Raw genomic sequence first — 26255 nt, forward strand, 5'->3', positions numbered from 1 at the left:
GTCGACGGTACTCGATAGCCTGGATGCAGAGCCCGCACGTGCACCGAGCGCGCGGGCGCGCAAGCTGCAGAGATCCGTGAAAGGAACCCCATGGCGTATCGAGTGCAAGGCGTTGTCGTTCGAGAGAAGAACGCCCCGGTCACCATCGAAACGGTGATCGTGCCGGACCCGGGCCCGGGTGAGGCCGTCGTCGACATTCTCACGAGCGGCGTCTGCCACACCGACCTGCACTACAAGCTGGGCGGCATCAACGACGAGTTCCCGTTCCTCCTCGGCCACGAGGCGACGGGTCGCGTCGCGGCTGTCGGCGAGGGCGTGACCGAGGTCGCAGTGGGGGATCGCGTGATCCTCAACTGGCGCGCGGTCTGCGGGCAGTGCCGCGCCTGCGCGAAGGGGCAGCCGCAGTACTGCTTCGACACGCACAACGCGAAGCAGAAGATGACGCTCGAGGACGGCACGGAGCTCTCACCAGCACTCGGCATCGGAGCGTTCATCGAGAAGACCCTCGTCGCCGCCGGCCAGTGCACGAAGATCGACGAGGAATCGGATGCCGCCGCAGTCGGACTGCTCGGCTGCGGCGTCATGGCGGGCATCGGTGCGGCGATCAACACCGGCGGCGTGCAGCGCGGCGAGTCGGTCGCGGTCATCGGCTGCGGCGGCGTGGGCACTGCGGCGATCGCCGGCGCGCAGCTGGCGGGAGCGACCACGATCATCGCCGTTGACATCGACGACGCGAAGCTCGAGCAGGCGAAGCGCTTCGGGGCGACGCACACCGTGAATTCGCGCTCCGAGGATCCGGTCGAAGCGATTCGCGCGCTGACGGAGGGGTTCGGCGCCGACGTGGTGATCGATGCTGTGGGCCGCCCTGAGACGTACACGCAGGCGTTCTACGCTCGCGATCTCGCTGGCCGCGTCGTACTCGTCGGCGTACCGACGCCCGAGATGCAGCTGGAACTGCCGCTGCTCGACGTCTTCGGGCGGGGCGGATCGCTGAAGTCGTCGTGGTACGGCGACTGCCTGCCGAGCCGAGATTTCTCGATGCTCATCGATCAGTACAAGCTCGGGCGTCTCGATCTCGAAGGGTTCGTGACCGAGCGCATCGGCCTGGGCGACGTCGAGGCCGCATTCGACCGGATGCACGAGGGCACCGTGCTGCGCTCGGTGGTGGTGCTCTGATGGCCGCGCGTATCGAACGACTGGTCACGAGCGGCACGTTCTCGCTGGACGGCGGCACGTGGGACGTCGACAACAACGTCTGGATCGTCGGCGACGACTCCGAAGTGATCGTCATCGATCCCGCTCACAGCGCCGAAGCGGTGGCGGAAGCCGTCGGCGAGCGCCGCACCGTCGCGATCCTGCTCACCCACGGGCACGACGACCACATCCGTGCGGCACGCGAGACGGCCGATCGACTCCAGGCGCCGTTGCACCTGCATCCAGCCGACGCAATGCTGTGGGAGACCGTGTACGACTCGGCCCCCGATGCGGAGATCGCGGACGGCGATGTGTTCTCGGTGGCGGGCGTCGAGCTGACGGCGCTGCACACGCCCGGGCACTCGCCCGGCTCGACCTCGTTCACCGCGCCCCAGCTCGACGCGGTGTTCACCGGGGACACCTTGTTCCAGGGCGGACCCGGTGCGACCGGTCGCTCCTTCAGTGATTTCCCGTTGATCATCGAGTCGATCCGCGGAAAGCTGCTCACCCTTCCGGCTGAGACCGTGGTGCACACCGGACACGGAGACACGACGACGATCGGCGATGAGGCCCCGCACGTCGACGAGTGGATCGCGCGCGGGCACTAACAGCACGGCGAGCAGATCCGCGGACTCGCGATGCCGCGCGCGTGACGTCGTATGACGGCGGACGTCACGCGCGCGGCCGCGGTGTGATGAACTCTCGACATGAGCATCCCGCGTCTTCTCGACCACATCGTCATCGCCGGCCCCGATCTCGACGCACTCATCGAGTGGTTCGCTGACCGGACGGGGGTCACCGCCGAACGCGGAGGGGCGCACCCCACCGGCACCGCGAATGCCCTCGTTGCGCTCACGGTGGGAGAGCAGCGAGGCCCGCAGTACATCGAACTCATCGGCCCTGATCCGGATCGCGAGATCGCTGCGCTCCCGACGACGTTCGCGATCGACACTCTCGACGAGCCTCGCGTGCAGGCCTACGCCGTGCACCCGCACGACATCGACGCGACGGTCGCCGCTGCCCGGGCGAGCGGGTTCGATCCCGGTGACGTCTGGGAGCTCTCCCGGCGCACCCCCGCGGGAGAGCTGCTCGAATGGCGCCTCACCGGAGCGGCGATGCACCGCCTCGACGTGCCATTCCTGATCGATTGGGGAACGACGGCGCAGCCCGGAACGGGAGAGCTGCCGACGATCGAACTCGTCTCCTTCGTCCGTGAGGAGCCGGACCCTCTGGCGGTCGACACTGCGCTCGCGGCGCTCGGCCTGGGCGACGGTGCCGCCGAGACCATCACCGGACCTCGCCCGGGGTATCGACTCGAGCTGCAGCGCGCCGACGGCGCGCTCGTGACCTGCTGACATGCCCGCCCCCCGCAGCGGTGGCGCGAACCATGCGCAAGAGGTGTACCTCGAGTACCAGCGACGTTCGAGAACCCCGCAGACGCCCCCGGGCGACGAGCCGTCGCGGTTCGCCGGAGCCGGAGCAGACGCTCACACGAAGCTGGGGCGATCCGTCGACGATCTGAGGCCTGCGCTCGAGACGCTCGCAACCCGCCTCTACGAAGCCCCCGAGATCGGCTTCGCAGAGCACGGCTCGGTGCGGGAGCTCGCCGCTGTGCTCATCCAGCACGGCGTCGAGCCCGAAGTGGGGGCGTACGGCCTCGAAACGGCCCTCCGGGCGCAAGTGGGCACCGGGAACGGGCCGCACTTCGCGATACTCGCCGAGTACGACGCGCTCCCCGGGATCGGTCACGCCTGCGGGCACAACCTGATCGCGGGCATCGCCGTCGGCGCGTTTCTCGGCGCCGCTCCGATCGTGCGTGAACTCGGCGCGACCCTCTCGCTCATCGGGACTCCGGCGGAGGAGAACGGCGGCGGCAAAGAGCACATTCTGCGAGCCGGCGGGTTCGATGAGATTCATGCCGCGGCGATGGTGCATCCGGCGGCGGGTGCGAAGGCCTCCCCGATCTGGGGTGAGCGCACCACGGGCGTGCGCCGTATCGCGGTGACGTACCGGGGCCGCGCTGCCCATGCCGCTGGGGAGCCATGGCTCGGAATCAACGCGCTCGACGCCGTCGTATCCGCATACCAGTCGGTGGCCCAGCTGCGGCAGCACATCCTCCCCATCGACCGCGTGCACGGCATCATCACCGACGGCGGTGCCGCACCGAACGTCGTGCCGGAGCAGGCCTCAGCGCTCTTCTACGTGAGATCCGGCGAGATCGATACGTTGCGGGTGCTCACGAACCGCGTGGTCGATGCGCTGCGCGGGGCAGCGCTCGCCACCGGCACGACCGCGGAGATCGAAGTCGACCCCGTACCGCCGTATCTGCCGCTGGAGCCGAGCGTCGAGCTGATGCGCCGCTGGGCCGGAGCGCTCGGTGAGCGAGGACGAGAGACGCCGCCGTCACCCGCGGTCGCCGCGCAGGCCGGGCCGTCGACCGACATGGGAAACGTGACGCAGTTCATCCCCGCCATCCATCCGTCGATCGGGATCGGCGGTCCGGAGACGGTGCACCCCCACCACGCCGCGTTCGCCGACCAGACCGTGCAGCCATCCGCGTTCGCCGCGATGACCGATGCGGCCGCAGGACTCGGTGCAGTGGCGATCGACTACCTCGCCGATGGGGCGCTGCGGGCCGCCGTCGATGCTGAGTTCGCGGCGCGCGGCGGGCGGTATCGCTGGGAGTCGTGACTCCGGGAGTCGTGACGCTGCTGCCGCGCGCGCGGCTGAGCGGCACCGAAAGCGCGGGGGTCTAGCGGCGCAGCTGCTCGGAGACTGCTGTCAGTACGGAATCGGGGGAACCGGTGGCGTCGTAGACCGCCACCAGGACACGGCGCTCGCTGCTGTCGTGATCGGCCGTGAACCAGCGCAGGTAGAGCGATGTGAGCTCGCGCAGATCCTCGGTCAGCGCGGCCGCGGCGTCCGTGGTGCGGCCGCGCAACCACGCGCGCAGTGCGGCGTTGTGGGCCGCAACGAGCGAGGCGCCGAGGGTCGACGCCACCCAGGCAGGCGCACCCGGCTGCTGCACCTCGCGGATGTAGCGGGTGAACACGCGTTCATAGCGGTGGGTGATGACGAGCTCTCGGTCGCGGAGAGCGGGCGTGAGGCGCATGAGTTCGAACCGCAGCCGTGCGGCCTCTGGATCGCGGAGCAGGAGTCGCAGCACATCGGCTGTCGCAGAGACGAGAGCGTCCGCGGGGGTGAGGGTCGTGTCCTCGAGGGCGGCCTCGAGACGGGCGAGCGCGTGATCGTGGTCGGCGAAGATGACGTCGTCTTTGCTGCCGAAGCGTCGGAAGAACGTGCTCCGGCTCATCCCGACCGCTGCGGCGAGAGCTTCAGCCGTCGTCGCTTCGTAGCCGCGTTCCGCGAGGTGGCGGATCGCCGCGGTCGAGCTCTCCGGCGTCATTCCGGCTCCGTGCGGTGGCATGCCAAGAAACTAGCACACCGGTGAGCCGGTGAAACCGAGTTCCACTCGTGAAGGCGTTACGAGCGCGGGCCGGTCGGGGCTTCGCCGTGGGGAATGGACTTGACTTGACACCGAGTGTCAGGCATGCTCGACGGCGAACGCGTCGGCGCGCGCCGTCGCAGGGAGGAACCCATGCCGAACTCGAAGCCGGTCGTCAGCCAGGGGACCGCGGAGCCCGAATATGCGCTCTGGGAACCACTCGATCCCGATGTCGCCGGAGTCTTCCGCGGCGTCTCGAGCGAGGATCTCGCATACCGGGATCGGGCTCGCGCGTTCGTGCAGGATGAGGTGCGGCCCGTCATCGCAGGCATCTGGGATCGGGCCGAGTATCCGCTCGATCTCGCGCTTCGCCTCGGCGAACTCGACCTCATGCGCGACGGCATCGACGTTCCGGGTTATCCGGAGCAGAGCCTGCTGGCCGCGAGCCTCACCATGATGGAGCTCGCGCGCGGAGACGGGTCGATCGCGACGATCGTCGGCGTGCAGGGCGGTCTCGCGCTGCGCTCGATCGCGTACTGCGGCTCCGAAGCGCAGCGCGATCGTTGGTTCGAACCGCTCGCGAGGGGCACCGAGCTCGGAGCGTTCGCACTCACCGAGCCGACGCACGGTTCGGACTCCGTCAGCTTGGAGACGAGCGCCGAAGCGGACGGAGACGAGTACGTCATCACGGGGCACAAGAAGTGGATCGGGTCGGGCAGCGTCGGTCAGGTGTCGGTGGTCTGGGCCCGAGGCGATGACGGTCAGGTGCAGGGCTTCCTGGTGCCGCAAGACGCGGAAGGATATCGGGCGACGACGATCGAGGGGAAAGTCTCGTTGCGCGCAATCTGGCAGGCGCACATCGAGCTCGACGGTGTGCGGGTGCCGGCGAGCGCGAGGATGCCGGGCGCGAACAGCTTCAAGGACACGGCACGCGTGCTGCAGGCGACGCGCCTCGGCGTCGCCTGGTCCGCGCTCGGGCACGCCGTCGCCGTCTACGAGTCGGCCGTGCACTACGCGAAGCAACGCGTGCAGTTCGGAAGGCCGCTCGCCGCCTCGCAGATCGTCCAGTCCCGGCTCACCGAGATGCTGAGCGGCGTGACCTCGTTGCAGTCCCTCCTCATGCAGCTCACGCGCGCGGAGGAGCGGGGTGAGCTGTCGGGGCCCGGCGCCTCGCTCGGCAAGTACACCGCCACGCGCACGGCGCGGGATCTGGCGCGGAACGCTCGCGACCTGCTCGGCGGCAACGGCATTCTGCTCGAGAATCGGGTCGCTCGCCACTTCGCCGACATCGAAGCCCTGCACACGTACGAGGGCACGGAGACGGTGCAGGCGCTCATCATCGGTCGCGACATCACGGGAATCTCCGCATTCGCCTGAGTTCAGTCCTCGAGCGGCGCTGACGTTCAGCGGCGGCCGCGAGCTAGACGGAGGCCTCGATACCCGGGAGCAGCTTGCCGAGGATCACGGCGAGATGCTCCCGCTCCGCGGTGTCGAGCGGGGCGAGTACGAGCTCGCGAATCTGCGCGACATGGGCGGGAGCGGAGGCGCGAAGCGCGGCGAGACCGTCGTCGGTGAGCCGCGCCGTGCGCGTGCGGCCGTCGCCGCCGCATGCGGAGCGCGCGACCCAGCCGCGCGCGACGAGCGCGTCGATGGCGTGACTCAGACGCGATCGGCTCAGCCCTGCGAGGCGGGCGATCTCGGACATCGGCGGTTGCTCGTCTCCCGGACGGGCGAGCATGACGAGAATCGCGTAATGGGCGTGGTTGATCCCCGCGCCGTCGCGCAACGTTCGGTCGAGCGCTTGGGGGAGGAGCTGGGCGAATCTGATGGCGGGGAGCCAGGTGCGCATCTCGTCGTCGCCGAGGCGGCGGTCGGGAGCGGGTCGAGCATCGTCGCGCTCGGCTCCCCGGCCCGTCGCATCCTTCGGCGTCGCCACCGCGCTCGCCGCCGGTTCTTCCGGCTCCGGCTCCATCACGCTGCCGAGAGATCGATCGTATGCGCCGTGTGGTCGCGCTTGGATTCGAGGTACTTCCGGTTGAAGCCGGAGAGGTGCACCGACGTCGCCACACGATCGACGACCTCGATGCCGAGGGCGCCGAGCTGCTCGGCCTTATCGGGATTGTTGCTCAACAGCCGGATTCGCTCAGCGGCGACTGCGCTCAGCATCTGGGCAGCGGCCGTGTAGTCGCGCTCATCCTCCCCGCGGCCCAGCGCGACGTTCGCAGCGTAGGTGTCGAGGCCGGCGTCTTGCAGCGCGTACGCGTCGAGCTTCGCGTAGAGCCCGATCCCTCGCCCTTCCTGCCGCAGGTAGAGCAGGAAGCCGCCTTCGGCCGCGATGCGTTCGACGGCTTCGCGGAGCTGCGGGCCGCAGTCGCAGCGCTCCGAGCCGAAGACGTCACCGGTGAGGCACTCGCTGTGCAATCGCACGAGCGGTGCCGGCGGCGCGCTGGCCGGTCCGCTGACGGGCCCGGCGTCACCCGTCGGGAGGGCGCCCTGCCACTCTCCGAGGGCGAGGAGGAGGTGCTCCTTCCCGTCGACGAGCCCGTCGAAGGTGAACACGTCGGCTGCTGCGGTGTAGCCGTCGGGAAACCGGAGGGGGATGCGCACCTGGGTCCGCACCGTCGCAGCGGATGAGGCTCGATCACCCTCGCGAGTGCGTGAAATTTCAACCATGTGGGATGCAACGCGAATGCCGGGGTCCTATTCCCGGGCATTCGCAGGCGCGCGGCGCAGGAGCCGCGCCGGCGACCTACTCGTCGTCGAGCGGGTGCGGCACCGTCGGAATGGCGCCCGTGAGCGGGCGGCCATCGCGAATCAAGCGGCGCTTCCGCAGCTGCCACAGCACTGCGAGGATCGCGAACCACGCGGGCGCCGCCAGGATCGAGGGCCGGGTGTCGTCGCCGTACAGGAGCGTGCCCGCGATGAAGACGAAGAACGCGAGCACGAGCCACGGCGCGATGCGCGAGAACGGCATCTTGAACCCGGAGGAGGCGTGCCGCTCCGGGTACCGCTTCCGGTACACGATGTAGCTCACGACGATGGAGCCCCATGTGAACAGAATCAGGGTCGCGCACATCGATGAGACGAAGGTGAAGGCCGCGATGACGCCGTCGCCCGCGAACAGCAGCGGGATCGCCGCGAAGAGGAAGACGCAGGTGAAGAAGACCGAGCGCTTCGGCACCCCTCGACTGTCGGTCATCGCGAATTTGGACGGTGCGTGCCCGTCCTTCGCGAGGCCGAACAGCATTCGCGTGCCGGAGTAGAGCCCTGAGTTGGCACTCGAGGCGGCCGAGGTGAGCACGACCAGCTGGATCACCACCGCTGCGAGGCCGAATCCGGCGGTGGCGAGGGTCGCGACGAAGGGGCTCTTGTCAGGCGCGATCTCGTCCCACGGCGTGACCGCCATGATCACGGCAAGCGCACCGATGTAGAAGATCAGAATGCGAATGACGATCGAGTTGATCGCCTTGGGGAGCGTCTTCCGCGGATTCTGGGTCTCCGCAGCGGCCGTGCCCACCAGCTCGACGCCGATGAACGAGAAGATGCCCATCTGGAACCCGAGCACGAAGCCGCTGATGCCCATGGGGAACATTCCGCCGTGCGTCCAGAGATTCGTGATCGAAGCCGTCGTGCCGTCGGGGGACTGGAACTGCGTCGCCATGAGAATGATGCCGACGACGATGAGCCCGAGAATCGCGACGATCTTGATGATCGCGAACCAGAACTCGGTCTCGCCGAAGAACTTCACCGGTTGCAGATTCAGCAGCGTCAGCACCGCGGCGGTGATCAACGCCGGCACCCACGCGGGGACGTTCGGATTGAACCACTGCACGTACGCGGTGATCGCGACGATGTCGGCGACGCACGCGATCACCCAGGAGAACCAGTAGTTCCAGGAGACGAAGAACCCGGCCCACGGGCCGAGCATGTCCTTCGCGATGTCGCCGAAGGTCTTGTAGTGCAGGTTCGAGAGCAGCAGCTCGCCGAGAGCGCGCATGATGAAGAAGACGAAGAACCCGATCACCAGGTACACGAAGATGATCGCGGGGCCTGAGACGCTGATGAGTTTGCCCGAACCGAGGAAGAGCCCGGTGCCGATCGAGCCGCCGATGGCGATGAGCTGCAGGTGACGGTTCTTCAGGCCGCGCTGCATGCCGCCGTCGGGCGCTTCAGGGGGGACCTCGTCTGGATGCTGCGAAGATGCTGTTTCGGTGCTGGTCATGACACTCCTGTGTGCAGTCCGCATTGAGATCCTCGATGCGGTGGGGTGGAAGCGGTCTGGATCGCCGTCAGGCTACGACGCGGAACGTGTCGAGCGCGGGATCGGCCGCGCCGCGCACGTACCCGGCCGGGCTGGCCGAGGTGGCGCGCAAGAAGGAAACGACCTCAGCAGAGAGTACCTCCCCTGGGAGCACGTTCGGCACACCGGGCGGATACGCCGCGAGCGCATCTGCGGAGACGCGGCCGACGGCATCCGTCGCCGAGACGACCTCGACGCCGCTGAAGAAGGCTTCGCCCAGACCCATGGCGCGCTCGCACTGCGACGGGAGGGCGATGGGCCGCTCCGGCTCAGCATCGGCCTCGGGAAGCGCTTGCAGCGCGGTGAGGAAGCGGTCGACGTCGATGGCAGACGTCGCTCCGACGAGTGCGAGCAGCGCTGAGGGGGTGGAGAGTTCGCAGTAGACGCGGTGGTCGCGCAACAGCAGGTGCTGCGCATCCCCGCCCGTGATCCCGGCGCCGCGGGTGTCGATGGCGATCTTGAGCGGATCGTTCGCGATGGCGTCCGGTCGTGCAAGCACGTCCGGCGTCGCATCGCGGTAGCGGCGATCGGCGCGCACGGCCGCGCGGATCGCTTGCGCGGAGTCGATCGCGCGTCCGACGAGATCGGGGCGTGTGGCGATGTGCATGCGCGCCTCGTCGAGCGAGGCGAGCAGGAGCGCGCTGCTCGACGTCGACTGGAAGGAGCGGACCACGCGATCGACGAGCGATTCGAGCGCCTGCGCGTGCGGACCGTGGCCGAGGTGGAGCATCGCGGATTGCGTGAGCGATCCCGCCGCTTTGTGCGTGCTGGAGATCACGAGGTCGGCACCGAGGCGCGCGGCATTGGCCGGCAGATCGGGGTGCATGCCGAAGTGGGACCCCCACGCCTCATCGACGATGAGCGGGACGCCGTGGTCGTGCGCGACGCGAGCGATGGCGGAGATGTCGGCGACGGCACCGAAATAGCTCGGCGACACGATGTACACCGATGCGCTCTCCGGGTGCTCCGCGAGCGCCTCGGCGACCTGGGACGCGGTGACGCCGTGCGAGGCGCCGAGCCCGGCGTCGACGGAACCCTGCACGAAGTGCGGGTCGAGTCCGACGTGCGTCGCGCCGTCGATGACGCTCGAGTGCACGCTCCGCTGCATGACGACCTCGACGCCCAGGCCGCGCGCCACCGTCGTCGCCACATGGTTGCCCCCGGATGCGCCGTTCGTGACGAACCACGTGCGGCTGGCTCCCCATGCCTCGGCGGCGAGCTGCTGAGCGCGCATCAGGGGGGTGACGCGGCCAGGGGTCGTGAGGTGCCAGGTCTCCTGATCGACACCGCTGAAGAGCACCGGGAAATCGATGCGCATGGCATCGGCGCCGACGAGCGCTGCGACACCGGGGGCGTTCTCCACGACCCCGTGGTGCGCTGGCACGTGCAGACGCTGCCAGTCCTGCTGGGCGAGGGAGCGGAGCGCGTCGACGTACGGCGTCTCCTGCTGGCGGGCGGCAGCGGCGGTGGGGGCCGCGTCAACGCGGCGGAGAGTATCGAGCACGCCCCTCACCATAGGCAACGCGGCACCCCTGCGGAATATCAAGTATTCGCACTGCGTGACATAGTCTGTATCAGATGATCACCCTGCAGCAGTTCCGAGTGCTCCTCGCCGTGAGCCAGCACGGGAGCCTGACGCGCGCCGCTGATGCACTTCGGTACGGCGTGCCGACAGTGACGCACCACCTGCGCGCGCTCGAGGCGCATCTCGGAGCGGATCTCGTCGTGCGGGACCGGAACGGTGCGCGGCTGACCGAGCTCGGCGAACTCTTCGCGGGCGAGGTCGCCCCGGTGCTCACCCGCATCGAGCGCGCCGAGCGCGCCGTGCACGAATTGCGTGACGCGGGCGCGGTGACCATCAGGGTCGGCACGTTCTCGTCGACCGGGTCGCGCCTCATCCCCGCGGCGATCGCCGAACTGCGGCAGCGCAGCTCGGTGCGGGTCGAGGTGATCGAAGCGGAGCCCACGGAGGTCGTCGGCCTCGTGCGTGCGGGTGAGGTGCATGCCGGGCTCATCTACCACGTATCGACCGAGCCGGGATTCGTCGGCACCGACCTGGTGCAGCGCTCGCTGTTCTCCGAGCCGTACCGCGTGCTCGTGGCGAAGCGCAGCCCGCTCGCGGAACTCGACGCGCTCGACTTCGCTGATCTCGCCGAGGTCGCCTGGGTGTGCAGCCGCAGCGACGATGAAGCCTCCGACCGGGTGCTGCGACGCGTCTACCAATCGCTCGGCGTGCCCATGCGCGAGCTGATGCGCACGGACGACCTGTACATGATCCACGGACTCGTCGCCGAGGGGCTGGGCTGCGCCCTCACGACCCGGGCGGCCGTCGACGCCGACTTCGACGTCGTGCTGCGACCCGCGAAGCAGGACCTGGGGGAGCGACGTGTCTCCTTCGTCACGCGGCGCGGGCCGATGCCGGCGGCAGTCGGGTGGTTGGGGGAGATCCTCGAGCGGCTCACCGCCGCACGGCGCTAGCCGCACGAATCGCGCTCTCGGCTTCCCGGGGCGTCAGAGTCCCAGCCCCCGGATCGCCTCGCGCACGGAGACCTGAGCCTCCTCCGCCGTGACCTGACCGGTGAGCCACCGGCCGGAGAGCCCCTCGACGAGGGCGGTGAGGATCAGCGCTGCCGCGGCAGGGTCGAGATCGCCTCCGCGATCCTGCACCGCTTCGACGATGAGCTCGTGCACCGTGCGCTGCCAGGCAGCCGTCGAACGGGCCACGGCGGCTGCCTGGGCCGGTTCGAACACCGCGAGCGCCCGCAATTCGTTCCAGGCGATGGAGCCGGCGCGGATCTCGGGATCCCGGCCGAACTCCGAGCAGAGCAGGGCCGCGAGACGCGTCGCGGCGGTCGTCGCATCAGCGGAGTGGGTAGCGCGATCCGCTGCGCGTTCCGTGACGTGGTCGAGGGCCGCCTGCAGCAATCCGTCTCGGTCGCCGAAATGGTAGGCCAGCAGGCCGATCGAGACCCCCGCGGTGCTCGCGACGTCCTGCATGCGGAAGCCGCGAATCCCTGCGCGGGCGATCGTCTGCTCGCACGCGGTGAGGATGCGCTCGCGCGCGTCGTTCGTCACGTCGACTCCCTCGGATCGCGCGTCCACTTGACAGGGGCGCCGCGGCAACTGAAACTGTTTTCAGGATAGGCGCTGCATGCGGCGCCGACAAGCGCGAGCTCCGCATTGCGGACGGAAACGAGGATGTTCATGGACGAAGCGACGACCCCCTTCGAACTCATCGAGGCATCGATCTCGGACGTGCTCGACGCGCTCTCGCGCGGCGAGATCACGAGCACCTGGCTCACCGAGCGCTACCTGGCCCGCATCGAGGCCTACGATCGCGGGTCAGAGGGACTGAACTCGATCGTCGTGGCCAATCCGAATGCGTTGCGCGACGCCGCGGAGTCGGACCGTCGCTGGCGCGAGGGGCTCGCACGCCCGCTCGAAGGGGTGCCGTTCACGGTCAAGGACTCGTACATGGTCGAGGGGCTCAGCGTCGCAGCCGGGTCGCCGGCGTTCGAGCACCTCATCGCCCAGTGGGACGCCTTCACCGTGGCCCAGCTGCGGGAAGCCGGAGCGGTGCTGGTCGGCAAGACCAACATGCCTCCGATGGCGGACGGCGGGATGCAGCGCGGCGTCTACGGGAGGGCCGAGAGCCCCTACAACCCGGAGTACCTCGCAGCGGCGTACGCCTCAGGATCCTCGAACGGCTCCGGAGTGTCGACCGCAGCGAACCTCGCCGTGTTCGGCATGGGGGAGGAGACCGTCTCATCGGGCCGCAGCCCAGCATCGAATAACGGTCTCTGCGCGTACACCCCCTCATGGGGCGTGCTCAGCATCCGGGGCAACTGGCCGCTCTTCCCGGCGAGAGACGTCGTCGTGCCGCACACGCGCTCCATGCCCGACATGCTGCGCCTGCTCGACGTGCTCGTGCGCGACGATGCCAACACTCGCGGCGACTTCTGGCGCAACCAGCAGGTCGTCGACCTGCCGAGCGCGAGTGAGCACCGGCCGGCGAGCTACCTCGACTTGAACGACCGCGAAGCGCTGCGCGGCAAGCGCTTCGCGGTGCCGGCGATGTATCTCGGCGAGGATCCCCGCTTTCCGATCGAGGTGCGCCCGTCCGTGCTCGCGCGTTTCGCAGAGGCCCGCGAGCGGCTCGAAGCGCTCGGCGCCGAGATCGTGGTCACCGATTTCCCCCTCATCGAGCAGTACGAGGGCGACCGGCCGGGCCAGGAGAACGTCGGAGCGCTCGGCGTGCTGCCCGAGGGCTGGATGGACACGGAGTTCAACCACTTCCTCGCATTCGGGTGGGACGACTTCCTGAGAGCCAATGGCGATCCGAACATCCCGAACCTCGGCGCCGTCGACCCCGACACGATCTTCCCCCAGCCACCCGGCGCGCTTCCCGATCGATACGAAGAGGTCGAAGACTACGAGAACCGGTACCGCGCCACGGTGACGATGGCGCAGACGGGAATCTCCGATCCTCGAGACCGGGCCGATTTCGCCGACGGATTGCGCGCTCTCGTTCGCCTCCGCGAGCAGCTCTTCGAGTCGTGGCTCCGCGACCACCACTTCGACGGCGTGGTCTTCCCGGCGAACGCCGACGTGGGCGCGTGGAACGCCGATGTCGATCAGACGGCGGCGGATCGCGCATGGGCGAACGGCGTCTTCTTCTCGAACGGCAACTACGCGCTGCGGCACCTCGGCATTCCGACGGTGACGACGGCGATGGGCATGATGGACGACATCGGGATGCCGGTCGGCATCACGTTCGCCGGGCGAGCGTATTCGGATCCAGAACTGCTCAGGTACGCGGCGGCGTTCGAAGCGGGCGGCAGCGGCTCACTCCGGGTCGCGCCCGCGTCGACACCGGCGCTTCCCGAGGACCGCCTCGGGTAGCGCCGGTCGCGCGGGGCGTCAGCTCAGACGACGTCGCTCTCGGCCTCGCCGAGGGGCTCGGAGAGCGGGACGTACCGGTCCACGCTCAGGGCGAGCCGTCGCAGCAGTACGCCGAGACGGTCTCGCTCGGATTTCGGGATGCCGCTCAGCAGGCGCTCCTCGGAGTCGGTGAGGCGTGTGATCGCGGCGTCGACGAGCGTGAGGCCCCTGGGCATCATCTCGACGAGCACTCCGCGGCCGTCGTTCGGGTCGGTGAGGCGACGCACGAGATCGCGCTCCGCCATGCGATCGATGCGGTTCGTCATGGTGCCGCTCGACACCATCGTCTGCTGCCCGAGCAGTTTGGGGCTCTGACGGAACGGTTCGCCGCTGCGCCGCAGCGCGGCGAGTACGTCGAACTCCCACGACATGAGGCCTGAACGCTCGAATGCCTGCGCGCGGGCGCGGTCGATGTGCTTCGTCACGCGCCACATGCGGGAGAAGATCGCGAGCGGAGCGAAATCGAGATCCGGGCGCGCTGATTCCCAGTCCGCAATGATCCGGTCGACCTCGTCTTCGTGCTTCATCCCTCCATTATCGAGCCAGGGAGGCGTTGTTCGCGACCTGGCGTGGTGCGATGGGGAGTGGAGCCGTGGCAGACTAGTACGCGTGCCGAAATCGGCGCGGTCCGCCTTGGTGTAATGGCAGCACGACAGCCTTTGGAGCTGTTAGGTCCAGGTTCGAGTCCTGGGGGCGGAGCGATGGAACGAAGCATCGCTTCGGGTCGTCGCTCCGCGCGGCGCTTACGAGCGCCGTCAATATCGGGGTAGCGCAGCTACTCTGTGTGTGGGGAGCGATGGAACGGAGCATCGCTTCGGGTCGTCGCCGAAGAAAGGACACCATGGCAGAGCACCTCGCAGTCGTCATTCTCGCAGCGGGTCAGGGAACCCGCATGAAGTCGGCGTTGCCGAAGGTGCTGCACCGCATCGGGGGGCGCTCGCTGATCGCGCACGTTCTCGACGCCGCAGCTGGACTCAATCCCACGCAGGTGGTGGCCGTGGTGCGCCACGAGCGGGATCGCGTCTCGGCAGCCATCCTCGAGCACGCGCCTGACACGGTGATCGTCGATCAGGATGAGGTGCCGGGCACGGGCCGCGCCGTGGAGCAGGCGCTCGCCGCACTCCCCGATGACTTCGATGGCTCGGTCGTCGTGCTCTCGGGCGACGCCCCACTCATCGACACCCCGACGCTCGAGGGGCTCGTCAAGGGTCACCTCGGCGGCGGTCGCGCGATGACGCTCCTCTCCGCCGTGTTCGACAACCCGACCGGCTTGGGGCGGATCCTGCGCGACGACAACGGCGCGGTGCTGGGCATCGTCGAGGAGAAGGACGCCGACGACGATCAGCGTCGGATCACCGAGATCAACGGCGGCATCTACGTCTTCTCGCGTCGGTCGCTGCAGACCGCGCTTGCGAGCATCGATACGAACAACGCGCAGGGTGAGAAGTACCTCACCGATGCGGCGGCCCGCATCCTCGTCACGGGCGGAGACGTCGAGGCCGTGGCGACCGATGATCCCTGGACGATCGCCGGCGTGAACGATCGAGCGCAACTCGCTGAGGCGGGGCGCGAGCTCAACGCGCGTATCGTGCGCGCGCATCAGCGGGCGGGCGTGACGATTCAGGATCCGACGACGACCTGGATCGACGCCGACGTCTCCATCGAACCCGACGTTGAGATCCTCCCCGGGACCTTTCTGCAGGGTGCGACATCGATCGCCACGGGCGCCGTCATCGGACCGGACTCGACGCTCGTCGACTGCGAAGTGGGCCCGGACGCCCGCATTCGCCGCAGTGAGGCAACGCTCGCGGTCTTCTCGGCCGGCGTGACCGTGGGGCCTTTCTCGTACATCCGCCCCGGCACGGAACTCGGTGCAGGCGGAAAGATCGGAGCGTTCGTCGAGACTAAGAACGCGAAGATCGGCGATGGCAGCAAGGTGCCTCACCTCAGCTATGTCGGCGATGCGACGATCGGCACCGACAGCAACATCGGCGCCGGCAGCATCTTCGCGAACTACGACGGCGTGCAGAAGCACCAGACCGTGGTGGGCGATGGTGTGCGGGTCGGCTCGAAGAATGTGCTGATCGCACCCGTTACCATTGAGGACGGCACGTACACGGCGGCCGGCACGGTCGTGCGCAAGAACGTTCCGGCCGGTTCGTTGGCGATGAACGTCTCCCCTCAGCGCAACATCGAGGGATGGGTCGCGCAGAATCGTCCCGGCACGAGCACCGCTGATGCGGCGCAGCGTGCTGCGGAGCAGGAGAAGTAACCGAGGTTTGTTGGGTATGTCAGCACCGATGAGGAGCACGCAGGGATGAGCACAATCGAGATGGCCGGGCAGAAGAAGCTCGTCCTGATCACGGGCCGGGCGTACCCCGAGCTCGCCGAGCAGGTCGCCGCGGAGCTCGGGGCCGAACTCGTGCCGACTGATTCGCGCACCTTCGCGAACGGGGAGCTCTACGCGCGCTTCGATGAGAGCGTGCGCGGGTCGGACGCATTCGTGCTGCAGTCGCACACGTTCCCCATCAACGAGTGGCTCATGGAGCAGCTCATCATGGTCGACGCGCTGAAGCGAGCCTCGGCGAAGCGCATCACCGTTGTGGCGCCCTTCTACCCGTATTCGCGTCAAGACAAGAAGGGGCGCGGTCGTGAGCCGATCTCCGCCCGCCTCGTCGCCGATCTCTTCAAGGCAGCCGGAGCCGACCGCATCATGTCGGTCGACCTCCACGCACCGCAGATTCAGGGTTTCTTCGACGGCCCTGTCGACCACCTCTTCGCGATGCCCGTGCTGCTCGAGCACTTCCGCAAGACGATCGCCCGCGACGATCTGACGGTCGTCTCTCCTGACATGGGGCGCGTGCGTGTCGCCGACGTGTGGAGCGACAAGCTCGATGCGCCCCTCGCGATCATTCACAAGCGGCGCGATCCGCTGGTGCCGAACCAGGTATCGGTGCACGAGATCGTCGGTACCGTGAAGGATCGCTGGTGCGTGGTCGTCGACGACATGATCGACACGGGGGGCACGATCGCGAAGGCAGCCGAGGCGCTGAAGGCGAATGGCGCTCGCGGTGTGACGATCGCCTGCACCCACGCCATCTTCTCCGGACGCGCGATCGAGCACCTGTCGCAGGAGTTCATCGACCAGGTCGTCGTGACCGACACGCTTCCGGTGCCTGCCGAGAAGCGCTTCGACAAGCTGACGGTGCTATCGATCGCGCCGCTCCTCGCGAAGGCGATTCACGAGGTCTTCGAGGACGGCTCCGTCACCTCCATGTTTGAGGGCGCGGCCTAGCGAAAACGCATCGCGTTTTCGGTCGGCCGCGGTGGCGCTACAGCGCCGGCCCACGGAGCGGAGCGAGGGGCGCGGCTTGGCACAACGCATCGCGTTGTGGCCGGCCGCGGTGGCGCGTAGCGCCAGCCCACGGAGCGCAGCGAGGGGCGCGGCTTGGCACAACGCATCGCGTTTTCGTGCGCGGAGTGGTGGAATGGGCGCATCACTGCACGGAGGAGGCCGCCATGTCCAAGTACTTGATCTCGTTTCCGAGCGACGCGATGGTGGTGTCAGACGCTGAGTTCCCGCAGGTCGTCGCCGACTCTCACGCGGTCGTGCGTGAGGCCAAATCGGCCGGTGTGTGGGTGTTCGGCGGAGGCCTCGATGAAGCGGTCGCGCCTGTGAGCGTCGACGCAGACGGAACCGTGCTGCCGGGGGCCTCCCCCGAGACCCGCCCCCTCACCGGAGGGTTCACCGTGATTGAGGCTCCGTCTCGCGAGGTCGCGCTCGAATGGGCGGCGCGTTTCGCTCAGGCGTGCCGATGCCCGCAGGAGGTCCGCCAGTTCGGCGACGACGCGGAGAGCTGAGACGGCGCCCACCGGCGCACCGACCCCCTACCGGAGCGCCGGTAGGGGGTCGGTGCGCCGGTAGTGGGTTGGCCTATTCCGGTACGACGTCCACGAGCTTCGTGCCGTACGCGCCCGGCTCGGTGCCGTGGCCGATCTGCGCGTACTGCTGCGGCGAACGCGAGCGCATGACGAGCGCCCAGACGATCCCGATGATGGCGGCGGAGAAGACGATGCCGGGCAGGAGGAACGTCGTCGCATCGGGCTCGGTCTGACCGAGCATCAGCGGGAAGTTCTGCAGGATCATGATGAAGACCCACAGCAGCGCTGCGCCTGACACCGCTGGCGCGATGACGGTGACCCAGATGCTGAGCCCGCGCCGATCACGGGCGAAGTAGCCAATCACCGCGATGGCGGTGATCGCCATGAGGAGCACGAGGCCCATGGCGCCCGTGTTCGTGAGCCACGTGAACATGGTGAGCACGGGGAAGAGAAACGCGGAGTCGCCGAGTCCTGCGGCTCCTCCGAAGACCTCGCCGCCGAGGACGAACGCGATGACGACGATGACGGCGATGACGGTCTGCGCGACGGATCCGGCCCAGGGTGCGCCGACTCGCGAGGTGCGTGCGAACCAGGCGGGCAGCACCCCTTCGCGGCCGAGTGAGAAGAAGTAGCGGGCGACCGCATTGTGGAAGGCCTGCAGCGAGGCGAAGAGGCTGGTCAAAAAGAGGAGCGTCATGATGTCGGAGACGATCACTCCGGTCTGATCCGTCATGAACACGAACATGAGGTCGGGGCCGAACTCCTGGGAAGAGCCGACGATCGCCGAGGGGCCGATGCCCACCGAGAAGGCCCACGCGCTGAACGCGTAGAAGATGCCGATGATGGCGATCGCCGCGTAGGTCGCGCGGGGCACGGTGCGCTTCGGATCCTTCGCCTCTTCACCGTAGATCGCCGCGCCCTCGAATCCCATGAAGGCGGCGACGCCGAAGACCAGGATGATGCCGAGCGCCGGACCGAAGAGCGCGGTGGGGTCGAGCGCGGCTGCGGAGGCGCCCTCCGGGGCAGCCCCGAACGAGACGATGTCGAAGAGGATGACGACGAGGAACTCGAGCCCGACGAGCACGCCGAGCACCTTCGCGGAGAGATCGACGCGGTTCACGCCGAGTACGCCGACGACCACGATGCAGAGCAGGATCCACAGCCACCAGGGCGACGCGAAGCCGAACTTCGCCTCGAGGAACATGGAGAGCTGGAACCCGAAGATGCCGTAGATGCCGACCTGCATGGCGTTGTACGAGACGAGCGCGATGAGGGAGGCGCCGACACCGAGCGGGCGCGCGAGACCCTGAGAGATGTACGCGTAGAAGGCGCCGGCGTTGGTGATGTGGCGTCCCATGGCGGTGTACCCCACGGCGAAGACGGTGAGAATCACGGCGATCAGCAGGAATCCGAGCGGCACTCCGAGCGACTCGGTGACCGCGAACGAGGTCGTGACGCCGCCGGCGATGACGGTGAGCGGCGCGGAGGCGGCGATGATCATGAGGGTGATCGCGGGGACGCCGAGTGTGCGGCGGCTCAGGCCTGGGTCGTGCTCGGCGGCGGTGGTCTCGGACCGGGGCGCGGTGCTCGGTGCGCTCATCGGGGTACTTCCTCTCACAAATGGCGGCGTTGCCGGTGCGGGGCGAGGTACGACAGCCCGCTGCGCTGACGAGTCTAAGAAGCGCGGGGCGAGAGGGGCTATGCGTGGAGCGCAGGGGACCTGGACATGCGCGCAAGGCTGTCCAGATGGATAGTCGGTGAGGTGTGCGGGAGCGGGAACGGCGACGGGCCGAGGCGCACTGCGCCCCGGCCCGGATCCTGCATCAGTACTCAGAGGGTGTTGCCGAGCTTGAAGCCCTTCTCGCCCTCACTGTCGCGGGTGTACGAGAACCCGTCGGCGCCGATGGTCACGGCCATCTCGGAGCTGTCGGTACGCGCGACGACCGGCTGCGGATTGCCGTCGAGATCGAGCACGAGCGACCCGTCGGTGTACCACGACGGCACGACCGGGTTCCCCCACCAATCCCGGCGCTGATTGTCGTGCACATCCCAGGTGACGACGGGGTTGTCGGGATCTCCGGTGTAGTAGTCCTGGGTGTACACCTCGACCCGGTGGCCGTCGGGGTCGCGCAGGTAGAGGTAGAACGCGTTCGAGACGCCGTGGCGGCCCGGGCCGCGCTCGATGCTGTCCGACTTGCGCAGCGCGCCGAGCTTGTCGCAGATCGCCAGGATGTTGTGCTTCTCGTGGGTCGCGAAGCAGACGTGGTGCATGCGCGGCCCGTCACCGCCCGTCATCGCCGTGTCGTGCACCGTCGGCTTGCGGCGCATCCATGCCGCGTACACGGTGCCCTCGTTGTCCTGGATGTCCTCGGTGACGCGGAAGCCGAGATTCTGCATGAATCCCACCGCGCGCGGCACATCGGGCGTGATCTGGTTAAAGTGGTCGAGTCTCACGAGCTCGCCCGGCACGTGCAGGTCGTAGCGCCAGGACATGCGCTCCGTGTGCTCGGTCTGATGGAAGAACTCGTAGGGGAACCCGAGCGGATCCACCACGCGCACCGAGTCGCCGATGCCTCGTACGAAGCCGTTCGGGTTGCGACGCACCTCGCAGCCGAGCTCCTCGTAGAAGGCGACGGCCAGGTCCAGATCCTCAGGAGTGCGCACGCGGTAGGAGAACGCGGCGACCGCGGCGACCGGTCCCTTGCGCAGCACGAGGTTGTGGTGGATGAACTCCTCGGTGGAACGGAGGTAGATCGCCTCGTCATCCTCGGTCGTCACGTAGAGCCCGAGAACATCGACGTAGAATTCCCGCGATGCGGCGAGGTCGGTGACGATGAGCTCCATGTACGCGCAGCGCAGGACGTCGGGTGCGGGTGACGTCGGGGCGGCGATCGGATCGTCCGAGATGATCGGAGCCTCCTTCGTCACCCAGAATCCCGCGGACTGCTTGTCTTCTTCATTCAGTTTTGCCATGGTGTGCCTCCTTGCGATTCCCTGACGACCGGCCGGTTACGGAGCGACGACGCCGAATTTGGGCGAGTGCGCTTCGTTGAGCGTGATGTGCACTGCCTGCTGATCGGTGTAGAAATCGATGGAGCGGTAGCCGCCCTCGTGCCCGAGACCCGAGGCCTTCACGCCGCCGAACGGGGTGCGCAGGTCGCGGACGTTGTTCGAGTTGAGCCACACCATTCCCGCGTCCACCGACTGCGAGAAGTTGTGCGCGCGCTTCAGGTTCGAGGTCCAGATGTACGCGGCGAGACCGTACTTCGTGTTGTTCGCGAGCTCGAGCGCCTCCTCGTCGGTGTCGAACGGCGTGATCGCGACGACGGGCCCGAAGATCTCCTCCTGGAAGATCCGCGCGTCGGGGGAGACGTCGGCGAACACCGTCGGCGCGACGTAATTGCCGGTGGGGAATCCCTCGGGGCGCCCGCCTCCGGCGACGAGCCGGGCCTCGCCCTTGCCGATCTCGACGTAGCTCATCACCTTGTCGTAGTGCTCGGGGTGGACGAGCGCCCCGACCTCGGTCGCGGGGTCGGACGGCAGGCCGACGACCACGTTCTTGGCGCGCTCGGCGTAGCGCTCCACGAACTCGTCGTAGATATCCCGCTGGACGAGGATCCGGCTGCCAGCGGTGCAGCGCTCGCCGTTCAGGCTGAAGACGCCGAACACCGTGGCGTCGAGCGCGGCTTCGAGATCGGCGTCGGCGAAGACGACCGCTGGGCTCTTCCCGCCGAGCTCCATGGAGAGGCCCTTGAGGAAGGGGGCTGCGTTGCCGAAGATCAGCGATCCCGTGCTGCTCTCTCCGGTGAAGGAGATGAGCGGGACGTCGGGGTGCTTGACCAGCGCATCGCCGGCCTCCTCGCCGAGGCCGTTGACGAGGTTGAAGACGCCGTCGGGCACTCCGGCTTCGCGGAAGATCTCCGCCCAGAGCGATGCGGAGAGAGGCGTGAACTCGGCGGGCTTGAGGACCACGGTGTTCCCCGTCGCGAGCGCGGGGCCCAGCTTCCAGGATTCGAGCATGAACGGGGTGTTCCACGGCGTGATGAGTCCGGCGACGCCGATCGGCTTGCGGTTCACGTAGTTGATCTGGCGGCCGGGCACCTTGAAGGTGTCGTCGTGCTGAGCGACGATGAGGTCGGCGAAGAAGCGGAAGTTCTCGGCAGCGCGGCGCGCCTGGCCTTTCGCCTGCGTGATCGGCAGACCGGAGTCGAAGCTCTCGAGCTCGGCGAGCTGCGCGTCGCGGGATTCCACGATGTCGGCGATCTTGTGCAGAACGCGCGAGCGCTCGCGGGGCAGGAGCTTCGGCCAGGGGCCCTCCTGGAACGCGCGCTTCGCCGCGGCGACGGCACGGTCGACATCGGCCTGCTGGCCGGCGGCGGCCTGAATGTAGTTCTCGTTGGTGACGGGATCGAGCACGTCGAACGTCTCGCCTCCCACCGAGTCGACGAATTCGCCGTCGATGAAATGGCGGATGCGGTCTGGGAGCCCTGCGGGCTTCTGGTGCGTCATGCGATTTCCTCCAAGTGGGCCGCGGTCAGGCCGCGGGGTGCTGCTGGTGGTGATGTTCTTCGGTGTACGCGAGCACGGCGTCCAGCGTCGCCGTGCGGTGAGCGCGCGCTGCGAGTTCGATCTCGAGTGGTTCCGCTCGTCGCTCGATGAGGCGCAGGAGCTGCTCGTGCTCGTCGACGGATTCCGTTGCGCGGGCGGGAACGAAGCTGAACGACGAGTTGCGCAGTACGTTCATGCGGTTCCAGCCGCGGTGGACGAGGTCGAGGATGTGGGGGTTGGGGCACGCCTCGAAGAGCACGCTGTGGAACTCGAGATTGAGCGCGGTGAATCGCTGGGGATCGAACGCCCCCGACAGCGACTCGCGCATGCGGTCGTTGATGGCGCGAGCGCGCGCGATCTGGTCCGCGGTGATGTCGGGAGCGGCGAGACCGGTCGCCGATCCTTCGACGAGTGCGAGTGTCTGCATGGTGTGCAGGTACTCCGTCTCCTTGATGAGTGCGACTTGCGCCCCCACGTTGCGCTCGAAGGTGACGAGCTGCTCCGCTTCCAGGCGCCTGATCGCCTCACGTACGGGCACCACTGACATCTCCAGCTCGGCGGCGATCGGTGCGAGCACCAGTCGGTACCCGGGCACGTACTGACCGCTGTCGATGCGCGCGCGGATCAGCCGGTACGCCTGCTCCGACTTCGATTCGACTCCCATGGGTCAGCGCTCCGCCTTCTGGGCGCGCGCGGCTTCGTACTTCGCGCGCCACTCGGCGTTCATGGGGAACAGCCCATCGACCGGGGCGCCGGCGGCGACCTGCTCGGCCACCCAGGCGTCGGCCTCCTCCTGGGCAGCGGCCTCGGCCGCGACCTCGGCGATCAGGGCCGGCGGAATCACGATGACACCGTCTCGGTCGCCCATGATGATGTCTCCCGGCTGCACCGCCGCGCCGCCGCAGCCGATGGTCACATCGACCTCCCAGGGCACATGCCTCCGGCCGAGCACGCTCGGGTGAGCGCCCTGCGAGAAAACGGGGATGTCGAACTGCTGCACCGCCGCGAAGTCGCGCACCCCGCCGTCGGTGACGATTCCGGCCGCCCCGCGCACCTGCGCGCGCAGTGCGAGCACATCGCCGACGGTGCCGGTCTCGGGCACGCCGCGAGCCTCGACGACCAGCACCTCACCCGGATTGACCGTGTCGAACGCGCGCTTCTGGGCATTGAACCCGCCCCCGTGCGCTGCGAAGAGGTCGGGGCGGAACGGGATGAAGCGGAGGGTCTTCGCGGTGCCGAGGATCGTGTCGCCCTCGTGGTTCGGGTGCACTCCGTCGATGAAGACGTCGACGTACCCGCGCTTGCGCAGGGCGGCCGAAACGGTGGCCACGGCGACGCCGTCGAGCTGGGCGCGAATGTCGTCGGTGAGAGGCGACTCCGGCCTGGACGCCTCGCCTTCGCTCTCGAGCGGAGCGGAGAGCGGTGTCGCTCGTCCGGCCTCGACGGCTGCAGCGTGCTCCTCCTCGCTGCCCCAGGCTTCGATGCGCTGCAAGTCGTCGACCTGAGGCTGCGAGCCGAAGTCTCCGAACGGGGTCGTGCCCTGGGTCACCGTGGTGACGAGCCGGCCGGTGCTCGGAGCGCCGGGAGCATTCGGGGCATCGACTTCGACCTCGACGACGTCGCCGGGCACGACGACCGAGGAGCCAGCGGGCGTGCCGGTCAGGATCACGTCACCGGTTTCGAGCGTCAGGTGCTGGGAGAGATCGGCGACGAGCTGCCCGAACGGGAACACCAGGGTTGCGCTCGAGTCGTCCTGCACGAGCTCGCCGTTGACCCAGGTGCGCACGCGCCAGGCGTCCGCACTGATTCCTTCAGTCGGAATGGCGCGCGGGCCGATCGGGGTGTAGCCGTCGCCGCCCTTGTTGCGCAGGTTCGAGCCCTTGTCGGCCGAGCGCAGATCGTAGAGACCGAGATCGTTCGCAGCGGTGACGGCGGCGACGTGCTTCCAGCCGTCTTCGGGAGAGACGCGGCGTGCCGGCGCACCGATGACGAGCGCGATCTCGCCCTCGAACGCGAGCAGCTCGGTGCCGGCCGGGCGTTCGACGGTGCCGCCGGTCGGTGCCAGTGACGACGCCGGCTTCAGGAAGTACGACGGGTGCTTCGGCGTGCGGCCGCGCTGTGCGATCCGCGACGGGTAGTTGAGGTGCACGGCGATGATTTTTCCGGGCGTGTGGATGCCCAGTTCTGCGATTCCGAATGTCATCGTGACCTCACTTCTCGGTTATATCTGAAATCGTATACGATTTTCGCCGGCTTGCCAAGGGGCGGAGCCCCCGCCGGGGCCTGCGAGCGGCGCTCTCCATTCAGTAGGAGGCGCGCTTCGACTCGTCATCGCCTTTGAAGCGCGCGACGAGTGCCTCCGTCTGTCGCGCGAGGATGGCGACGTCGGCTCCGACGGCGACGAACGATGCGCCGGCCTCGACGTACCGCTCGGCGTCTTCGGGCACGAAGGCGTTGACGCCGGCCGGCTTGCCCGCCGCGATCGCCCGTCGGATCGTGCCGAGCACCGCCTCGACCACATCGGGATGATTCTGCTGTCCGAGCAGGCCCATGGAAGCTGCGAGGTCCGACGGGCCGATGAAGATCGCACCCACGCCGTCGACCGCGAGAATCCGGTCTGCGTCGGCGACCGCCGCGGCGGATTCGATCTGAACGGTGAGGCTGATCGTCTCGTCTGCGTGCTGCAGATAGTCATCGACGCGGTTCCACCTCGCGGAGCGGGCGAGAGCCGACCCGACGCCGCGCACCCCGCGCGGCGGGTAGCGCACGGCGCGAACGATCTCCTCGGCCTGTGCCGCCGAGTCCACCATCGGAACGAGCAGGTTCTGCACGCCGAGGTCGAGGAACTGCTTGATCGTCACCGTGTCGCCGTACGGGACGCGCACGAGCGGTGCGACCGGATACGCCGACATCGCATGCAGCTGTGCGAGCACCGACTCGAGCCCGTTGGGGGAGTGCTCCGCGTCGAGGAGCACCCAGTCGCAACCGCTGCCGGCGACGATCTCGGCCGTCACCGCGCTGCTCGCCGACGCCCAGAGGCCGATCAGGGCGCGGTCCGATGCGGCGAGTCGGTCGCGGAGCGTCTCGGGGAGACTCAGATGAAGCGGCATGTCACCGACCCCAGCTCGTGGTAGTCGGCGTGCACGGTGTCCCCGCGCTCGACCCACATGGGCTTGGTGAACGACCCAGCGAGAATGATCTCGCCCGCGTCGAGCGTCTGGCCGTGCTGCGCGAGTTTGTTCGCAAGCCAGGCCACCCCGAGTGCCGGGTGCCCGAGTACGGCACCCGCGACCCCGGAATCCTCGATCGTCTCGTTGCGGTAGAGCAGTGCTTTCGCCCAGGTGAGGTCGACCTCGTCGACCTTCACCGGACGACCGCCGAGCACCATGGCGCCCATGGCGGCGTTGTCGCTGATCGTATCGACGATGGTGCGGCCCTCGAGTTCGAGATGGGAGTTGAGGATCTCAAGCGCGGGCACCACGTAGGCCGTCGCGTCGAGCACATCGAACAGGTTGACGTTCGGCCCCGTGAGGGGTTTCGCGAGTACGAATGCGAGTTCCACTTCGATGCGCACGTTCGAGAACCTGTCGAACTCGATGGCGGCCCCTGACTCGTGCACCATGTCGTCGTGGATGACTCCGTAGTCGGGCTCGCTGATGCCGGTGGCGACCTGCATCACCTTCGAGGTGAGGCCGATCTTTCGGCCGACGAGGCGGGCCCCGGCGGCGATGCGCCGATCCGACCACTCCTTCTGAATGGCGTACGAGTCCTCGATCACCATGTCGGGGTACCGGGTGGTCAGTCGGGGGAGGATCGCGCGATCCTTGTCCGCCTGCACCAGTTCGTCTGCAATGGCTGCAATCTGCGTCTGCTCGAGCACGTGACCTCCGTTGTCTGGCGTGTGGTGTAAATCGTATACGATCTTCCGGTGCGCGCGCCAGGGTT

At 68.1% G+C, this 26255-nt stretch carries 24 protein-coding genes and 1 tRNA gene; 11 read left to right on the forward strand and 14 right to left on the reverse strand.

Annotated elements, in window-relative coordinates; all coding sequences use genetic code 11:
- Window positions 1-90 precede the first annotated feature (90 nt).
- The 4 genes from WFH23_RS12955 to WFH23_RS12970 all read left to right on the forward strand — a co-directional run bounded on the left by WFH23_RS12955 (window position 91) and on the right by WFH23_RS12970 (window position 3885).
- Window positions 91-1176 carry an S-(hydroxymethyl)mycothiol dehydrogenase gene (locus WFH23_RS12955; RefSeq protein WP_336662835.1) on the forward strand — a complete coding sequence of 362 codons (1086 nt, stop codon included), beginning with the start codon at window positions 91-93 and terminating at the stop codon, window positions 1174-1176.
- Window positions 1176-1802 (forward strand): MBL fold metallo-hydrolase, encoded by a 627-nt coding sequence (locus WFH23_RS12960; RefSeq protein WP_336662836.1) that lies wholly within the window; start codon window positions 1176-1178, stop codon window positions 1800-1802. The genes WFH23_RS12955 and WFH23_RS12960 overlap by 1 nt, the downstream gene beginning before the upstream one ends.
- A gap of 99 nt (window positions 1803-1901) precedes the next feature.
- Entirely contained in the window at window positions 1902-2549 is a 648-nt protein-coding gene (locus WFH23_RS12965) for a VOC family protein (RefSeq protein ID WP_336662837.1), read from the forward strand.
- A gap of 1 nt (window position 2550) precedes the next feature.
- Window positions 2551-3885, forward strand: a complete 1335-nt coding sequence (locus tag WFH23_RS12970) for an amidohydrolase (RefSeq protein ID WP_336662838.1) — start codon at window positions 2551-2553, stop codon at window positions 3883-3885.
- A gap of 61 nt (window positions 3886-3946) precedes the next feature.
- On the opposite strand, the gene WFH23_RS12975 is transcribed toward WFH23_RS12970, so the two are convergent.
- Window positions 3947-4621 (reverse strand): TetR/AcrR family transcriptional regulator, encoded by a 675-nt coding sequence (locus tag WFH23_RS12975; RefSeq protein ID WP_336662839.1) that lies wholly within the window; start codon window positions 4619-4621, stop codon window positions 3947-3949.
- Between the two features lie 171 nt (window positions 4622-4792).
- Between WFH23_RS12975 and WFH23_RS12980 the strand changes: the two genes are divergently transcribed.
- Entirely contained in the window at window positions 4793-6016 is a 1224-nt protein-coding gene (locus tag WFH23_RS12980) for an acyl-CoA dehydrogenase family protein (RefSeq protein ID WP_211648649.1), read from the forward strand.
- A 43-nt stretch (window positions 6017-6059) separates the two neighbouring features.
- Here WFH23_RS12980 and WFH23_RS12985 read toward each other — a convergent pair whose 3' ends face one another.
- From WFH23_RS12985 to WFH23_RS13000, 4 genes are all read right to left on the reverse strand, one after another.
- Window positions 6060-6611 (reverse strand): MarR family winged helix-turn-helix transcriptional regulator, encoded by a 552-nt coding sequence (locus tag WFH23_RS12985; RefSeq protein WP_336662840.1) that lies wholly within the window; start codon window positions 6609-6611, stop codon window positions 6060-6062.
- The gene (locus WFH23_RS12990) at window positions 6611-7258 is read right to left on the reverse strand and encodes a GTP cyclohydrolase II (protein WP_336662841.1); all 648 of its coding nucleotides are present in this window, start codon (window positions 7256-7258) and stop codon (window positions 6611-6613) included. Before WFH23_RS12990 ends, WFH23_RS12985 begins: the two co-directional genes overlap by 1 nt.
- Before the next feature lie 130 nt (window positions 7259-7388).
- A complete protein-coding gene (locus tag WFH23_RS12995; protein ID WP_336662842.1) occupies window positions 7389-8861 on the reverse strand; it encodes an amino acid permease in 1473 nt (490 codons plus the stop codon).
- A gap of 67 nt (window positions 8862-8928) precedes the next feature.
- Window positions 8929-10443 (reverse strand): aminotransferase class I/II-fold pyridoxal phosphate-dependent enzyme, encoded by a 1515-nt coding sequence (locus WFH23_RS13000; protein ID WP_336662843.1) that lies wholly within the window; start codon window positions 10441-10443, stop codon window positions 8929-8931.
- A 74-nt stretch (window positions 10444-10517) separates the two neighbouring features.
- Between WFH23_RS13000 and WFH23_RS13005 the strand changes: the two genes are divergently transcribed.
- Complete coding sequence (locus WFH23_RS13005) at window positions 10518-11417, forward strand: LysR family transcriptional regulator (RefSeq protein WP_336662844.1); 900 nt, start codon at window positions 10518-10520, stop codon at window positions 11415-11417.
- Window positions 11418-11450: 33 nt separating this feature from the next.
- On the opposite strand, the gene WFH23_RS13010 is transcribed toward WFH23_RS13005, so the two are convergent.
- On the reverse strand, window positions 11451-12014 hold the full coding sequence (locus WFH23_RS13010; protein WP_336662845.1) for a TetR/AcrR family transcriptional regulator: 564 nt from the start codon (window positions 12012-12014) through the stop codon (window positions 11451-11453).
- 129 nt (window positions 12015-12143) lie between these two features.
- Here WFH23_RS13010 and WFH23_RS13015 point away from each other — a divergent pair, with 129 nt between their 5' ends.
- Window positions 12144-13841 carry an amidase gene (locus WFH23_RS13015; protein WP_336662846.1) on the forward strand — a complete coding sequence of 566 codons (1698 nt, stop codon included), beginning with the start codon at window positions 12144-12146 and terminating at the stop codon, window positions 13839-13841.
- Between the two features lie 23 nt (window positions 13842-13864).
- On the opposite strand, the gene WFH23_RS13020 is transcribed toward WFH23_RS13015, so the two are convergent.
- Window positions 13865-14407 (reverse strand): MarR family winged helix-turn-helix transcriptional regulator, encoded by a 543-nt coding sequence (locus WFH23_RS13020; RefSeq protein ID WP_200331675.1) that lies wholly within the window; start codon window positions 14405-14407, stop codon window positions 13865-13867.
- A 100-nt stretch (window positions 14408-14507) separates the two neighbouring features.
- Between WFH23_RS13020 and WFH23_RS13025 the strand changes: the two genes are divergently transcribed.
- From WFH23_RS13025 to WFH23_RS13040, 4 genes are all read left to right on the forward strand, one after another.
- Window positions 14508-14579, forward strand: a tRNA-Gln gene (locus tag WFH23_RS13025).
- Window positions 14580-14721: 142 nt separating this feature from the next.
- On the forward strand, window positions 14722-16152 hold the full coding sequence (glmU, locus tag WFH23_RS13030) for a bifunctional UDP-N-acetylglucosamine diphosphorylase/glucosamine-1-phosphate N-acetyltransferase GlmU (RefSeq protein ID WP_336662847.1): 1431 nt from the start codon (window positions 14722-14724) through the stop codon (window positions 16150-16152).
- 45 nt (window positions 16153-16197) lie between these two features.
- Window positions 16198-17175, forward strand: a complete 978-nt coding sequence (locus tag WFH23_RS13035; protein WP_200331679.1) for a ribose-phosphate diphosphokinase — start codon at window positions 16198-16200, stop codon at window positions 17173-17175.
- A gap of 224 nt (window positions 17176-17399) precedes the next feature.
- On the forward strand, window positions 17400-17741 hold the full coding sequence (locus tag WFH23_RS13040) for a YciI family protein (RefSeq protein WP_336662848.1): 342 nt from the start codon (window positions 17400-17402) through the stop codon (window positions 17739-17741).
- Window positions 17742-17814: 73 nt separating this feature from the next.
- Here WFH23_RS13040 and WFH23_RS13045 read toward each other — a convergent pair whose 3' ends face one another.
- The 7 genes from WFH23_RS13045 to WFH23_RS13075 form a co-directional block, all read right to left on the reverse strand.
- Window positions 17815-19362, reverse strand: coding sequence for an APC family permease (locus WFH23_RS13045; RefSeq protein ID WP_336662849.1), 1548 nt, complete (start codon window positions 19360-19362; stop codon window positions 17815-17817).
- 230 nt (window positions 19363-19592) lie between these two features.
- On the reverse strand, window positions 19593-20735 hold the full coding sequence (hpaD, locus tag WFH23_RS13050; protein ID WP_336662850.1) for a 3,4-dihydroxyphenylacetate 2,3-dioxygenase: 1143 nt from the start codon (window positions 20733-20735) through the stop codon (window positions 19593-19595).
- Window positions 20736-20771: 36 nt separating this feature from the next.
- Window positions 20772-22271 (reverse strand): 5-carboxymethyl-2-hydroxymuconate semialdehyde dehydrogenase, encoded by a 1500-nt coding sequence (gene hpaE, locus WFH23_RS13055; protein WP_090150241.1) that lies wholly within the window; start codon window positions 22269-22271, stop codon window positions 20772-20774.
- 25 nt (window positions 22272-22296) lie between these two features.
- On the reverse strand, window positions 22297-22974 hold the full coding sequence (locus WFH23_RS13060) for a GntR family transcriptional regulator (protein WP_336662851.1): 678 nt from the start codon (window positions 22972-22974) through the stop codon (window positions 22297-22299).
- Window positions 22975-22977: 3 nt separating this feature from the next.
- Complete coding sequence (locus WFH23_RS13065; RefSeq protein ID WP_336662852.1) at window positions 22978-24513, reverse strand: fumarylacetoacetate hydrolase family protein; 1536 nt, start codon at window positions 24511-24513, stop codon at window positions 22978-22980.
- 100 nt (window positions 24514-24613) lie between these two features.
- The gene (locus tag WFH23_RS13070) at window positions 24614-25420 is read right to left on the reverse strand and encodes an HpcH/HpaI aldolase family protein (protein ID WP_336662853.1); all 807 of its coding nucleotides are present in this window, start codon (window positions 25418-25420) and stop codon (window positions 24614-24616) included.
- On the reverse strand, window positions 25405-26190 hold the full coding sequence (locus WFH23_RS13075; RefSeq protein ID WP_090150230.1) for a fumarylacetoacetate hydrolase family protein: 786 nt from the start codon (window positions 26188-26190) through the stop codon (window positions 25405-25407). The genes WFH23_RS13070 and WFH23_RS13075 overlap by 16 nt, the downstream gene beginning before the upstream one ends.
- Between the last annotated feature and the right edge of the window lie 65 nt (window positions 26191-26255).

Source organism: Leucobacter sp. USHLN154, from assembly GCF_037145595.1.
GTDB classification, from domain to species: Bacteria; Actinomycetota; Actinomycetes; order Actinomycetales; family Microbacteriaceae; genus Leucobacter; species Leucobacter alluvii.

Coding starts and splice junctions, on each gene's coding strand:
- WFH23_RS12955 (WP_336662835.1), top strand. CDS start 91: ATGGCGTATCGAGTGCAAGGCGTTGTCGTTCGAGAGAAGAACGCCCCG.
- WFH23_RS12960 (WP_336662836.1), top strand. CDS start 1,176: ATGGCCGCGCGTATCGAACGACTGGTCACGAGCGGCACGTTCTCGCTG.
- WFH23_RS12965 (WP_336662837.1), top strand. CDS start 1,902: ATGAGCATCCCGCGTCTTCTCGACCACATCGTCATCGCCGGCCCCGAT.
- WFH23_RS12970 (WP_336662838.1), top strand. CDS start 2,551: ATGCCCGCCCCCCGCAGCGGTGGCGCGAACCATGCGCAAGAGGTGTAC.
- WFH23_RS12975 (WP_336662839.1), bottom strand. CDS start 4,621: ATGCCACCGCACGGAGCCGGAATGACGCCGGAGAGCTCGACCGCGGCG.
- WFH23_RS12980 (WP_211648649.1), top strand. CDS start 4,793: ATGCCGAACTCGAAGCCGGTCGTCAGCCAGGGGACCGCGGAGCCCGAA.
- WFH23_RS12985 (WP_336662840.1), bottom strand. CDS start 6,611: ATGGAGCCGGAGCCGGAAGAACCGGCGGCGAGCGCGGTGGCGACGCCG.
- WFH23_RS12995 (WP_336662842.1), bottom strand. CDS start 8,861: ATGACCAGCACCGAAACAGCATCTTCGCAGCATCCAGACGAGGTCCCC.
- WFH23_RS13005 (WP_336662844.1), top strand. CDS start 10,518: ATGATCACCCTGCAGCAGTTCCGAGTGCTCCTCGCCGTGAGCCAGCAC.
- WFH23_RS13015 (WP_336662846.1), top strand. CDS start 12,144: ATGGACGAAGCGACGACCCCCTTCGAACTCATCGAGGCATCGATCTCG.
- WFH23_RS13020 (WP_200331675.1), bottom strand. CDS start 14,407: ATGAAGCACGAAGACGAGGTCGACCGGATCATTGCGGACTGGGAATCA.
- glmU (WP_336662847.1), top strand. CDS start 14,722: ATGGCAGAGCACCTCGCAGTCGTCATTCTCGCAGCGGGTCAGGGAACC.
- WFH23_RS13035 (WP_200331679.1), top strand. CDS start 16,198: ATGAGCACAATCGAGATGGCCGGGCAGAAGAAGCTCGTCCTGATCACG.
- WFH23_RS13040 (WP_336662848.1), top strand. CDS start 17,400: ATGTCCAAGTACTTGATCTCGTTTCCGAGCGACGCGATGGTGGTGTCA.
- WFH23_RS13045 (WP_336662849.1), bottom strand. CDS start 19,362: ATGAGCGCACCGAGCACCGCGCCCCGGTCCGAGACCACCGCCGCCGAG.
- hpaD (WP_336662850.1), bottom strand. CDS start 20,735: ATGGCAAAACTGAATGAAGAAGACAAGCAGTCCGCGGGATTCTGGGTG.
- hpaE (WP_090150241.1), bottom strand. CDS start 22,271: ATGACGCACCAGAAGCCCGCAGGGCTCCCAGACCGCATCCGCCATTTC.
- WFH23_RS13060 (WP_336662851.1), bottom strand. CDS start 22,974: ATGGGAGTCGAATCGAAGTCGGAGCAGGCGTACCGGCTGATCCGCGCG.
- WFH23_RS13065 (WP_336662852.1), bottom strand. CDS start 24,513: ATGACATTCGGAATCGCAGAACTGGGCATCCACACGCCCGGAAAAATC.
- WFH23_RS13070 (WP_336662853.1), bottom strand. CDS start 25,420: ATGCCGCTTCATCTGAGTCTCCCCGAGACGCTCCGCGACCGACTCGCC.